Source organism: Clostridium sp. (assembly GCF_032576335.1).
In the GTDB taxonomy this organism is placed as follows: Bacteria; Bacillota; Clostridia; order Oscillospirales; family Acutalibacteraceae; genus Faecalispora.
This window is the reverse complement of record NZ_JAWFXC010000008.1, coordinates 1-12,975: the sequence shown is the minus strand read 5'-3', so window position 1 is coordinate 12,975 and position 12,975 is coordinate 1. Positions and strand designations below refer to the sequence as shown.

Below are 12,975 nucleotides of genomic sequence, written 5' to 3'. Positions count from 1 at the left end.
GCGTATAGGGAGTGTGGTCATGGAACATCCTTTAATCCTACAGATGCAAGGTATTACCAAACTCTTCCCGGGCGTGCGTGCGCTCGACAATGTGACGCTGGAGGTACATAGAGGTGACGTTCACGCAATTTGCGGCGAAAATGGTGCGGGAAAGTCAACCTTAATGAAAGTCCTTTCCGGTGTGTATCCTCACGGCTCCTATGAAGGTAAGATTATTTATATGGGCAATGAAGTTGCTTTTAGGGACATTAAAGAATCGGAAAATGCCGGCATTGCAATTATTCACCAAGAGCTGACAATGATACCGGAGCTATCCATTACCGAAAACATCTTCATGGGAAATGAAATTGTAAAGCATGGGCTAATTGATTGGAATACGGCACGGCACCGCACCGTAGAGCTGTTGGAACGAGTGGGGCTGGCAGTGGAACCGGACACCCTCATTAAGCATTTGGGTGTTGGACAGCAGCAACTGATCGAAATTGCAAAAGCGCTTTCTAAAAACGTGAAGCTGCTGATTTTGGATGAACCAACCTCCGCGCTCAATGAAGCTGATTCGGAGAACTTATTCAATCTCATGCGAGATTTAAAAAGCAAGGACATCACCTGCATCATGATTTCGCACAAGCTCAACGAGATTGCAGAAATCTCGGATGCTGTTACCGTTATCCGAGACGGCCGAACGGTAGAAACCTATGCGGTAGAGGCGGGGCACGTTGATGAAGACCGTATTATTCGCTCCATGGTAGGGCGCTCCATTGAAAACCGCTATCCCGAGCACGAATCACATCCCGGGGAAGTCATCTTCGAGGTGTCGAACTGGACGGTCGATCACCCGAATATTCCGGGCTGTCAGGCTTGCAAGAATTCCAGTTTTTTTGTTCGAGCAGGGGAAGTGGTCGGCTTTGCCGGTTTGATGGGTGCGGGAAGAACCGAATTGATGCGTTCCATTTTTGGGCGAAATTATGGGGTGTACCTTGGCGGTACGATTAAAATTAGGGGAAAAGAAATTCACGTTCCCTCCGTAGCCTCCGCCATCCGTCAGGGCATCGCTTATGTTCCAGAAGACCGAAAAAACTTAGGGCTCAATCTGCTCGACAGTATTCGGAGCACGATAGTATCGGCGAATTTAAAGGGAATTTTGCAAGGACGCCTTTTAAATTTAGACAAAGAATTTCAGGTGGCAGAAGAATACCGCCACTCTTTAAATATTAAAACGTACAGTGTAAACAGCGGCGTGAGCACGTTATCTGGCGGAAATCAGCAAAAGGTTGTTCTTGGCAAGTGGATGTTTACCGAGCCGGATGTTTTGATTCTGGATGAACCCACCCGCGGAATTGATGTTGGCGCGAAGTACGAAATCTACCGCCTGATTCATAAACTTGCGGACGAGGGGAAGGCAGTCATCATTATTTCTTCGGAACTGCCCGAACTGCTTGGTATATCTGACAGAATCTACACCATTTTTGAGGGAAGCATCACGGGCGTGCTAGACCGGGCGGAGGCAAATCAGGAAAACCTGATGAGAATGATGACGAGTACCTCTGGGTCGGAATCGAACGCAGGAAAGGACAGTAGAATCTATGAAACATGTTAAGAAAGTATTTGGCGGCGGGCTGCGGCAGTACAGCATGGTAATTGCTTTAGTGGCGCTTACCCTTATTTTTAATATCACTTCGGGCGGGAGAATGATTACGTCTTCCAACTTTCAAAATTTAATCTCCGGCAACGCCTATGTGTTGGTATTGGCGATTGGAATGCTGATGGTCATTGTCATTGGGCAAATTGATTTGTCTGTGGGTTCGGTAGCCGGTTTTTGTGGCATGGTAATGGCACTCACGGCACGAGATTTGGGATTGCCTTGGTGGGCTGCGGTGCTGCTTAGCTTGGCAATTGGCGCTGCAATCGGTGCTTGGCAGGGATTCTGGCTCTCAAAGCTTGGAATTCCCGGTTTTATTACCACACTGGGTGGCATGATGATTTTTCGCGGTGGGGTTATCTGGATTTCAAAGTCGATTTCCGTACCGGCTCCGGCAGAACTGAAAGTAATCGGTGCAGGGTATTTGCCCGATTGGGGCCCTGCTTTCACGGGAATGAACAATTCCACGCTGCTGCTCGGAATTATTGCAGTTGCTGCTTACGCTTTTATGGAGCTTCGCAAGCGTGACCGCTTGTCAAAACTCACCGGAAAAGCAGAGGAACTGTGGCCGGTAGTGGTTCGCATTTGCCTCGTCGGCATTGTGATTGGTTACTTAACATGGATTTTTGGCACAGGTCGCCCCGGCACATCTTTCCCCGTACCGGGTCTGATTTTGGTAGTTCTGGTTATTATTTATCACATCATTACGGAGCGTACCCGCTTTGGCCGCCATATTTATGCAGTTGGTGGCAACAAAAGCTCGGCGGCTCTCTCCGGCGTGAATGTGCCCAAAACCTATTTTCTAACGATGCTCAATATGTCTATGCTGGCTGCATTGGCAGGAATTATGTTTGTAGGCCGCTCCACCGCGGCTGGCCCGTCAGATGGAACCGGATGGGAGCTGGATGCCATTGCATCGGTCTTTATCGGTGGCGCGGCTGTTTCGGGTGGTGTGGGTACCATTATGGCGACTATGGTTGGCGGTTTGGTGATGGCGGTTCTCAACTCCGGATTGATGCTGATGGGAATTGGAGCTGACCGCACACAGGTGATTAAAGGTCTTGTATTGCTCGCCGCAGTTGCATTCGATGTTTTCAATAAACAACAGGGTCGCGCGTCCATTATCGGAAGGCTGTTCCCCACAAAGGAAAGCACCCCCAAGGAAGGTAACCCTGCTGATAGCAGTTCTTAAGAGACTGATGGCCGGGCCTTACATATTAGTCGAAGGACTTAAAACAGGAGGTTAGTATGAAAAAGAAAAAAAGCTTATCCCTGTTCCTCGTGGCATCCTTTATTATGGCAGCACTCACCGGCTGTGGCGGCACAGCTACCAACACCAGCTCTGCGGCATCCGCAGCACCGTCCGCCGCAGCTTCCGGTGAAAAGGGTTTTGCAGCCGATGCAACCATCGGCGTAGCACTTCCTTGGCTTGGAACGCAAAACTGGGCGGAAGCAGACAAAATGTTCAAGGAACAATTGGAGGCTGCCGGTTTTAAGGCAATCGTTCAGCATGCCGACAACAAGGTTCCCCAACAGCAGCAGCAAATTGAGTCCATGATTCAGAACGGCGCCAAGGTAATCGTTGTTGGTCCTGTTGATGGTTCTCAACTCGGCGCAGTTTTGGAAGAAGCAAGCGCAGCTGGCATCAGCATAATTGGTTACGACCGTCTGCTTGAAAACACAACCGGCGTCGACGGAGTCGTACAGTTCGGCAGCATCAAAACCGGTGAGCTGCAAGGCCAGGCTTTGCTGGATGGCTTAGCGGCTCAGAAGGGCAAAGGCCCCTATAATATTGAACTATTTGGTGGCGGCCCTGCTGACCCCAACGCTCCGAACTTCTTTAAGGGCGCTATGAAAGTGCTCCAGCCCAAGATTGATGACGGCACCTTAGTTGTTGTCTCCGGCCAGAAAGACTTTACCCAGTGCGCTACTATGGATTGGGATAATTCCAAAGCACAGGCTCGTATGGATTCCCTGCTTTCCGGCTTCTACTCCGGTAAAGAAATCCACGGTGTTCTCTCTCCCAATGATGGTATTGCTCGTGCCATTATTACCGCATCCGAGCAGGCTGGGCAGAAAATCCCCGTTGTTTCGGGTCTTGATGCGGAAAACGAGTCTGTTCAGTGGATTTGGTCTGGCAAACAGTATTCTACCGTTGCCAAGCCGACCGATGTTCTGGTAGGGAAAACAGTTGAAATTATTAAGGGATTGCAGGCCGGTAAGGGAATGCTCGCTCCTGATACAACCGTAAACAACGGCAAAAAGGACGTTGGCGTTTACGAGCTTGCTCCTGTTGTAGTTACAAAAGCAAATGCGAAAGAGGCGTTTGCAAAGGATGCCGGACGTATGGCACTCCTGAAATAAAAGTGTAAAATAGAGAAATATCTTCATGACTTTTTAATCTAATTAGAAATACTGTTTTTCTCTTTTGTGAAGGGACGGTGAGGGATGATTCCTTTGCCGTCCGATTCGCAAAAGCACATATTTGAGGAAAGCATTTCAATCCGATTTTAATGGAGTGTTACAAGAGTCGGCTTTGTATGCAGAACTTGTACAGCTCAAAAGAGAATGGTATAGAATTGAAATTTATACTTCTTTTGTGTTAAAATAAGACAACAGTATTGAATAGGTGATTCATATTCATGAAGCTTGCCGGAAGTTATCGCAAATAGGGTTGTTTCGAGCGATGAAAGCAGGTTTTAGAGTTGGAATTAAGGTGTAATAATCTTGGCGCTGCGAAGTGCCTGCTGTCATTTTTGAGGAGCTCTACTATAATTATTTCGGGAGTGATTGAATGTTCGATATTGTCGCATTGGGTGAACTGCTAATTGATTTTACATACCATGGCAGAAGTGAAAACGGTATGCGCCTTTTTGAGCAAAACCCGGGCGGAGCGCCTGCAAACGTGTTGTGTGCTGCCTCTAACTTAGGCCTGAAAACATCATTTATTGGTAAAGTGGGTAATGATATGCACGGCGAGTATCTCCGCAAGGTGCTGGAAGAAAAAGGCGTGGATACCAGCGGGCTAATTAGCGCAGAGGATGTGTTTACCACGCTAGCCTTTGTGGAACTGTCTGAAACAGGGGAGCGTAAATTTTCCTTTTCACGGAAGCCGGGAGCAGATACCTGTTTGTTGGCAAGTGAAGTAAAGCGCGAGTTAACAGAAGCTTGCAAAATTTTTCACTTTGGCTCCCTATCCCTAACAAATGAACCTTCGCGTTCTGCCACAATAGAAGCGGTGAAATCTGCGAAAAAGGCAGGAGCGATTATTTCTTATGACCCCAACTATCGTGCACCACTGTGGAACAGCGAAAGGGAAGCCGCTGAAATAATGCAAAGTGTTCTACAATATGCAGACATTGTAAAAATTAGTGATGAGGAAGTTGGGCTGATTACAGGGGAATCTTCTCCCGAAGCTGCCGCCAAACATCTTTTTCAGAAGGGAATTTCCTGCGCGGTAGTGACGCTTGGTAGCAATGGTGCTTATACCGCAGTGAAAGGTGTATCCGCTCTTGTTTCTGTTCCCGATGTTCCAGTGGTGGATACCACTGGTGCCGGGGATGCTTTCTGGGGTGGTTTTCTCTATCAGCTTGCGGTAAGCGGGCTTCGCCCCAATGAGCTTCATGAAGAACAACTCCAAGAGTTTACTAAGTTTGCCAATTCGGTTGCCACACTGTGTGTTCAAAAGCGCGGGGGAATCCCTGCAATGCCCACAATCCATATGGTTAAGGATTTTTTGAACCGAAAAGAGGGATGAAGATGAAACGCAGTGAAATTAACAAGGCGTTGGCAGAAATGGAAGCGTTCGTAAAGGAATACCGCTTTGCTCTGCCGCCTTTCTGTTCTTTTACACCAGAGGACTGGAAAACCAAGGGCAGTGATTATGACGAAATTCGGGATAATATGCTGGGGTGGGATATAACAGACTACGGTTTGGGTGACTTTAGCAAAGTCGGGTTTTCACTGATTACCATTCGCAACGGCAACTTAGCAAAGAAAAATCAATATACTAAGACCTATGCTGAAAAGCTGCTCTATTTACGGGATGGTCAATATTCGCCCATGCACTTCCATTGGAATAAGATGGAAGACATTATCAACCGCGGTGGCGGCAATGTGTTGATTCGCGTCTACAACTCCACTCCCAGTGAAGAATTGGATGAGACAGGAGAAGTTTGTGTTCATATGGATGGCCGAGAATTTACGGTTCCCGCAGGAACACAGGTGCGCCTGACGCCGGGTGAGAGCATCAGTATACAGCCATATTTGTACCACGACTTTACCGTAGAGAAAGGTACGGGGCCGGTACTGTTGGGCGAAGTAAGCCAATGTAATGATGACAATACCGATAACCGTTTTCTAAAACCCGTTGGTCGATTCCCCGCCATTGAGGAAGACGAGCCGCCCTTCCGTTTGCTCTGCAACGAGTACCCGGGGCCGTAATTTGTATCGGGAAATGAGCGGTGTCTGGTACGATATTGTGATAATAGTTAAAAAAGCCTGATTTTCAACTACCGCAGGGTAAGTTGAAATCAGGCTTTATTTATTTACTATATTTTTTAATAAATGAGTTTGTAGCATCTTATTCCTTGCCATAGAAAGCTCCAACTTTTAATTAGCCGCAGAAGGTTGCATCTGTATGAAAAGGAAGTGTATAATGATATATTATACGAATAATACTGAATTTCGCACCTTTGCATTCTTAATATCCTAAGTATTGACTTGATCACATAATTCAGTTACAGTGTTAATAACCCAAAAATAGATTATCTCTTTTTAAGAATAATCACTATGTTGCCTTACCATTCATCTGAAAGATATCCTTTGGCAACCAGATTAGAAAAAACGCCTCGAAACCTATATTACTGGAACGTTTTAAAATGTTGAGGAAGATAACCAAATATTAATTCATTAAAAAAGAAGAAGCAACTACTTTTAGAAAGTAACGCGACTTCTCCTCAACACTTGAAAAAGATATGAATGGTACAAAATATGTATTGTTTTTTGGGCTTTATCATACGAACTATTTTTCTAAGTTTCTAACACCCATACGTGATTCTGCGCTTTGCACCAAATGGAATAAAGAGCCGGCAAACAGAGGGTATTGCTCTTGGAGCAATTCGGGAGAGAGCAAAGGAGCTTGTTCCTTTTTTAATCCTTTTTCCTGTTCTAAATCTTCACCGCTTGCAACATATTCTGCATTTGCCTGTGCAATGGAGAGTGCTGCATCGGAAAGACCTTTGTCTAAACCGTGTGGCGCTACAAACATGCCTTGTGGGTTTTTGGGGTTAGCCGAATAAATAATACGAAATGCTTTATAAACAGATAGAGTCAAAATGGCAGATATCTCTGTGGTAAGTGCCTTGTTCCCACATTTTTGTAGCTGGCTGAAGATAATATTCAACGAGTTCGCAAGCAGCTTTTTATTTAGTACCGGCAGTAAGCTGCCTTTCATCACATTTTCTTTTCCAACAGTATCCGGCTCGGGGATATCCTCTACGGTAAGGGTTGCTCCGCTGCGGTCTGGGGTGCGCCCCAACAAATAATCGCAGGACACATTGTAAAAATCGGCGGCACGCACCACAAAATCGAGTCCGCATTCGCGGATGCCTTTTTCGTAGTGAGAAAGCAGAGCCTGCGAAACGCCAAGCTCTTCCGCCACCTTTTTTTGACTATAACCCTGCTCTTTCCGCAGTAAAGTCATGATTCTGGAAAAATTACTGTTCATTGCCGGAAAACCCCCGTCGAAATTTGTATCTCTTTAACGTATTGTAAAGTATATAACAAATACAACGGATTGTAAACCGCTAGATGTCGTAGCAAGAAGTAAAAAAGGAGCAATATCTTATGAAGTCATATCTTATCCACGTAATTCGCCATGGAGTTACCGAAGCAAATGCCCTTGGCCAGTATGTAGGGCGAACCGATTCCCCTCTTTCGGAACAAGGAATTGAGCAATTAATGCAGATGAAAGAGCAGCAGGATTACCCAGCTGTTCAGGCATATTACAGCAGTCCTCTTGCACGCTGTGTGCAGACGATGCAAATCTTATACCCAGAGGCGCAACCCAAGCTGATTGAGGACCTTCGCGAGTGCGATTTTGGTGATTGGGAGGGCAAAACGGCCAAAGAACTGGAGAACAACCCCGAGTTCCTGCGCTGGATTGAGAGTGGTCAGCAGGCGGCACCCCCAAACGGAGAAGACAGCAAAGCATTTATATCGCGTGTTTGCACCGCGTTTGAAAAGTTGGTGGAGGAACTGCTTAGCTCAGGCACGACAAGCGCTGCGGTGGTAATGCACGGCGGTGTTATGATGGCACTGCTTTCTGCCTATGGCTTACCCCGTGCTTCTGCTTATGAGTGGATGACTGAGCCGGGCTGCGGCTACACTCTGCGCATTACTCCTGGACTATGGATGCGCTCTATGGTTGCAGAGGTAATTGCCACCATTCCCAATGGCGATCAGGGTACTCTTCGTGAGCATACCGTTATCGATTTGGCAAGAGAAGCGGCAAACCGTGCCTATGGAAAAGAAGAGCATTCCGAAAATTAATGGTTGACAAAACGAAAACTGCCTCATATAATAATATCAATTTCATAGACCATTTGGTCCCCCAAAGACTTTGAAGGGAATAAGACATTTGGCAATGCAGTCAGAGAGCCGGCGGTTGGTGCGAGCCGGTGCGGAGCCCAGTGTGAATAGCTCATCCCGGAGTCGCCGGCCTGAAGAACGTTTTGTAAGGCCGGACGCAATAGGCAGCGTTAACAGCCGGAGCCTTGTTAGAGGCTTTATAAGGGTATTCTGCGAAAGCAGATTACCAAATCAGGGTGGTACCGCGGGTTTGTCTTACACAAATTCGCCCCTGACTCAGCATTTAGCTGAGTCAGGGGCTTTTTTTGTTATCTAGCCAATTTACAATGGGGAATTTAGCAAATGGTGAAGTAATTAGATTCATGTTTAAAAGGAGAGATCAATTATGGTAACAGGCTTCCAAAAGTATATCCCCTTTCAGCCGGTTCGGCTGCCTGACCGTCAATGGCCCGAAAAATCCATTGACAAAGCGCCCGTATGGTGCAGCGTAGACCTACGCGACGGCAACCAGGCGCTGGTAACTCCCATGAATTTGGATGAAAAGCTTTTGTTCTTCCAAACCCTTGTAGACATTGGCTTTAAAGAGATAGAAGTAGGCTTTCCCTCTGCTTCTGAAACGGAATATGAGATGCTTCGTGCCCTCATTGACCAAGACCGAATTCCGGATGACGTTACCATACAGGTTTTGGTGCAGGCTCGGCCACATCTGATTCACAAAACCTTCGAGGCAATTTCAGGCGCAAAGAATGTGATTATTCACCTGTACAACTCCACATCTACCTTACAGCGCAAGGTCGTTTTCAATACAGACATGGACGGAATTATCGATATTGCGGTAAATGGCGCGAAACTGGTTCGCGAGCTGACGGAAGAAGAGGTGGAAAGGAGCGGCGCAAACGTTCGCTTTGAATACTCACCGGAGAGCTTTACCGGCACGGAGATGGATAACGCCATCCGCATTTGCGAAAGAGTGCTTGATGAGCTGAATGCTACACCGGAGAATAAAGTAATTCTCAACTTGCCCAATACCGTGGAGGGCAGCACCCCCAATTGCTATGCAGACCAAATTGAATACTTCTGCCGGAATATAAAGGGACGTGACCGTGCGATTATCAGCATTCATCCCCATAACGACCGTGGCTGTGCGGTAGCTGCTACGGAGCTGGGGATGATGGCGGGCGCCGAGCGTGTAGAGGGAACTATTTTTGGCAATGGCGAACGTACCGGCAATGCAGATATTATGGTGGTTGCCATGAACATGTATACGCAGGGGATTGACCCGCAGCTGAACTTCTCAGAGATGAATGAAATTCGCAAGGTGTACGAGAGCTGTACCAAAATGGTGGTTCACGAAAGACACCCATACGCGGGTGAGTTGGTATTTACGGCGTTCTCTGGGTCACATCAGGATGCCATTAAAAAAGGTGTGGACTATATGGAGAAGAGTCGCTCGCCGCTGTGGCAGGTTCCTTACCTGCCGATCGACCCCGCAGACGTGGGGCGCGAGTACGAGCCAATCATCCGCATCAACAGCCAGTCGGGCAAGGGTGGAGCGGCATTCATTATGCAGCAGATGTTTGGCTACAACCTGCCAAAAGAAATGTACCCCGAATTTGGTATGGTGGTGCAAACCGCTTGCGACAACCTCGGGCGCGAGCTTCAACCGCAAGAGATTTACGATTTGTTCCAGAAGGAATATATTCAAATCCGCTATCCCTACAACCTCAAAAGCTACCGGCTGTATGAAGAAAATGAGGCAGATGGAGAAACCATCGTTCACTTTGAAGGCGTTCTGCGCTTCCACCATGAAGACCACAAGATTAGCGGCGTAGGTAACGGCCCAATCGATGCGTTCTTTAAGGCATTGGGCGGTGTTGGGATTCAGAATTACCGCTTTGTATCGTACCATGAGCATGCGGTTTCTAAAGGTGCAGACTCTAAGGCGCTCTCTTATATTCAAATGACAACACCCGATTACAAAACCGTGTTCGGCGTTGGTTTGGATAACAACATCAGTCTGGCATCCATTAAGGGTATTGTATGTGCCATTAACCGTGCACAGCTTTCCACTGCCAGCAATAACTTCTAAAGTGACGTTTGTTCCCCTGCATTTCGCAGGGGAACAAAGCTCTACCTCATAGTGATAAAAAGAATGGAAGCGTTAAGGAGGAACACAGATGCAGAATTATCGCATTGCCGTACTCAAGGGTGACGGAATCGGGCCGGAAATTGTGGAGCAGGCACAGAGGGTGTTGGATTGTGCCGCACAAAAATTTGAATTTACCGTAGCATATACGCCTGCACTGCTTGGTGGCTGTGCCATCGACGCAACAGGAACGGCTTTGCCGCAAGAGACCATTGATACCTGCAAAGCATCCGATGCCGTTTTGCTCGGAGCGGTGGGCGGTCCTAAATGGGATGTACTGCCCGGTAATCAGCGGCCGGAGACCGGCCTTTTAGGAATTCGCAAGGCACTTGGGCTATTTGCCAACCTGCGGCCTGCGGTTATTTTTGAGCCGCTTCGGGGAGCTTCCCCCATCCGGCCGGACATCATTGGTTCCTCACTCGATATTATGGTCGTGCGTGAGCTCACGGGTGGCATCTATTTTGGGGAGCGTGGAACAAAGCAGGTAGATGGGGTAGAGGCTGCCTACGATACCGAAATGTACAGTGTTCCTGAAATTGAGCGCATAGCCCGTGTGGGCTTCGACATGGCTCGCAAGAGAAATGGCCGTCTGTGCAGTGTGGATAAAGCAAACGTGCTCGATTCCTCCCGCCTGTGGCGCAAAACAGTAACCCGAATCGGTGAGGAGGAATACCCAGATGTAGCGCTGAGCCATATGTATGTGGATAATTGCGCAATGCAGCTGGTGCGAAATCCTGGTCAGTTCGATGTGATTGTGACCTCAAACCTGTTTGGGGATATTCTGTCAGACGAGGCATCCATGATTAGCGGCTCCATCGGAATGCTGGCCTCCGCCAGCTTGGGAGCGGAAAACCCGGGCATGTATGAGCCAATTCACGGTTCTGCACCAGACATTACCGGGCAGGGTATCGCAAACCCTCTGGCAACCATTCTCTCCGTGGCGATGATGCTTCGCTATTCCCTCAATCAGCCGCAGGCAGCCTCCGCAATTGAAGCGGCGGTAGACGCCGCCCTGCGCCAAGCTCGCACACCGGACTTAAAGGAAGAAGGGCTAAAAACCGTAAGCTGCGAGGAGATGGGAACGCTTGTCTGCGAACTGCTGTGAAAAAGGGGCAGGCTTTGGGGAGGAGAATCCGGATTTGCCGGATCTTAGCTTTCAGAGGGGGCTGAAAGACGGCCTGCCAATTTGCCTTGGGTACCTTTCGGTATCGTTCGCATTCGGGATGACGGTGGCTCAAAGCGGGATGCCAGTTTGGGTTGCAATCTTTATTTCCATTACCAATCTAACTTCCGCCGGGCAGTTTGCAGGGTTTGACCTGATTATGCACGGCGCAAGGTACCTTGAAATTGCCATTACTACCTTGGTAATTAACCTGCGGTATTTTTTAATGTCGCTTTCTCTTTCCCAAAAGATAGACAGCGGGATGACGACCCTTCAGCGGCTTGTACTTTCGTTTGGCATTACGGATGAAATTTTTGCCGTAGCCATTCAGCAGCCGGGAATGGTAGGGGCACGGTATCTTTCCGGTTTAATTACCACACCGCTGATAGGCTGGACGATGGGTACCTTTTTAGGCGCTGCCGCAACAGGCTTTCTACCGGAAAGCCTGCGGACCGCCTTGGGGATTATGATTTACGGAATGTTCATTGCAATTATCATACCGCCGGTGCGCGTGTCGCGACCGGTGGCAACCGTGGTGGTGCTCTCTGCTGTTTTAAGCTGCATATTCCGCTATGTACCGCTTTTTCATGATCTTTCCTCTGGCTGGGCTACCATTTTATGTACGCTGATTGCTTGCACGTTTACCGCACAGCGTTACCCGGTAAGCTGCCCGGAAAGCGAGGGTGCTCAATGAATACAGCTTATATAATCACCTGTGTTTTGCTGATGGCAGGGGTAACGTATTTTATACGAATGCTGCCAATGGCGGTATTCCGGCAAAGACTTGAAAATCGCTTTTTACGTTCCTTTCTGGCTTATGTTCCTTATGCGGTGCTCTCTGCTATGACCTTTCCGCAGATTTTATATTCGGCGGGTGGTACGGCGGCATCCGCAGCGGGGCTTATGGCAGCACTCTTTTTGGCGTTTCGAGGCAAAGGACTTTTAGTGGTTGCACTTGGCGCAGCTGCGGCAGCACTGCTTATGCAGCAGCTACTATTACTGTAAGTTTTATAAAATGAAACAATCAGGAAAGGCTTTTGCTGTATGCAGAAGCCTCTTTTCTTTATATATACCCGCAGGAAACTTCGCTTTTGTTTTCCTAGAATATATGGTAAAATACTATTAATTTAGATATTTAAAGAGTTTTGCGTTTGAGCGCAAGGCTTCTGCTGGCGCAGGGCTTTGCCCCTCGTGCCATATTCATTCGCTCTTGAATCAGAAAGTATTTACTTTCTTCGTGGGAGAAGTTTTGCGCTTTGACGCAAGGTAATCTGCTGGCGCAGGGCTTTGCCCCTCGTGCCGGGGCGGGCACAACCTTTCACGAAAGGGTGAAAGGTTGCAAAGGCCTTCCAAGGGGAGAGTATCGATTCTCTCCCCTTGGATCCCCTCTCAACGACCAAAGGCTCTGCCTTTGGAATCCGGGTGAGCTCCCGCTCT

At 48.0% G+C, this 12,975-nt stretch carries 12 protein-coding genes and 1 other annotated feature; of the genes, 10 read left to right on the top strand and 2 right to left on the bottom strand.

Features of this window, described 5'->3' with window-relative positions; all coding sequences use genetic code 11:
* The first annotated feature begins 19 nt into the window (after positions 1 to 19).
* The 5 genes from E7L17_RS10520 (at position 20) to E7L17_RS10500 (ending at position 6,082) form a co-directional block, all read left to right on the top strand.
* The gene (locus tag E7L17_RS10520) at positions 20 to 1,597 is read left to right on the top strand and encodes a sugar ABC transporter ATP-binding protein (RefSeq protein WP_316323202.1); all 1,578 of its coding nucleotides are present in this window, start codon (positions 20 to 22) and stop codon (positions 1,595 to 1,597) included.
* Positions 1,584 to 2,831, top strand: coding sequence for an ABC transporter permease subunit (locus tag E7L17_RS10515; protein ID WP_316323201.1), 1,248 nt, complete (start codon positions 1,584 to 1,586; stop codon positions 2,829 to 2,831). The genes E7L17_RS10520 and E7L17_RS10515 overlap by 14 nt, the downstream gene beginning before the upstream one ends.
* 56 nt (positions 2,832 to 2,887) lie before the next feature.
* The gene (locus tag E7L17_RS10510) at positions 2,888 to 4,003 is read left to right on the top strand and encodes a sugar-binding protein (RefSeq protein ID WP_316323200.1); all 1,116 of its coding nucleotides are present in this window, start codon (positions 2,888 to 2,890) and stop codon (positions 4,001 to 4,003) included.
* A 430-nt stretch (positions 4,004 to 4,433) separates the two neighbouring features.
* Positions 4,434 to 5,396 (top strand): carbohydrate kinase, encoded by a 963-nt coding sequence (locus E7L17_RS10505; RefSeq protein ID WP_316323199.1) that lies wholly within the window; start codon positions 4,434 to 4,436, stop codon positions 5,394 to 5,396.
* Positions 5,397 to 5,398: 2 nt separating this feature from the next.
* A complete protein-coding gene (locus E7L17_RS10500; RefSeq protein ID WP_316323198.1) occupies positions 5,399 to 6,082 on the top strand; it encodes a D-lyxose/D-mannose family sugar isomerase in 684 nt (227 codons plus the stop codon).
* A 580-nt stretch (positions 6,083 to 6,662) separates the two neighbouring features.
* On the opposite strand, the gene E7L17_RS10495 is transcribed toward E7L17_RS10500, so the two are convergent.
* Positions 6,663 to 7,367 (bottom strand): helix-turn-helix transcriptional regulator, encoded by a 705-nt coding sequence (locus E7L17_RS10495; protein ID WP_316323197.1) that lies wholly within the window; start codon positions 7,365 to 7,367, stop codon positions 6,663 to 6,665.
* Positions 7,368 to 7,486: 119 nt separating this feature from the next.
* On the opposite strand from E7L17_RS10495, the gene E7L17_RS10490 reads away from it, so the two are divergent.
* From E7L17_RS10490 to E7L17_RS10470, 5 genes are all read left to right on the top strand, one after another.
* Entirely contained in the window at positions 7,487 to 8,191 is a 705-nt protein-coding gene (locus tag E7L17_RS10490; protein WP_316323196.1) for a histidine phosphatase family protein, read from the top strand.
* A 61-nt stretch (positions 8,192 to 8,252) separates the two neighbouring features.
* Positions 8,253 to 8,506 (top strand) — a binding site (T-box leader).
* A gap of 109 nt (positions 8,507 to 8,615) precedes the next feature.
* The gene (leuA, locus tag E7L17_RS10485) at positions 8,616 to 10,319 is read left to right on the top strand and encodes a 2-isopropylmalate synthase (RefSeq protein ID WP_316323195.1); all 1,704 of its coding nucleotides are present in this window, start codon (positions 8,616 to 8,618) and stop codon (positions 10,317 to 10,319) included.
* An 88-nt stretch (positions 10,320 to 10,407) separates the two neighbouring features.
* A complete protein-coding gene (leuB, locus tag E7L17_RS10480; protein ID WP_316323194.1) occupies positions 10,408 to 11,481 on the top strand; it encodes a 3-isopropylmalate dehydrogenase in 1,074 nt (357 codons plus the stop codon).
* Entirely contained in the window at positions 11,462 to 12,232 is a 771-nt protein-coding gene (locus tag E7L17_RS10475) for an AzlC family ABC transporter permease (protein ID WP_316323193.1), read from the top strand. Before leuB ends, E7L17_RS10475 begins: the two co-directional genes overlap by 20 nt.
* A complete protein-coding gene (locus E7L17_RS10470; protein WP_316323192.1) occupies positions 12,229 to 12,543 on the top strand; it encodes an AzlD domain-containing protein in 315 nt (104 codons plus the stop codon). Before E7L17_RS10475 ends, E7L17_RS10470 begins: the two co-directional genes overlap by 4 nt.
* Positions 12,544 to 12,764: 221 nt before the next feature.
* Here the strand turns inward: E7L17_RS10470 and E7L17_RS10465 are convergent.
* Positions 12,765 to 12,975 (bottom strand): hypothetical protein (locus tag E7L17_RS10465; RefSeq protein ID WP_316323191.1); only part of this gene is annotated, 211 nt, incomplete at its 5' end.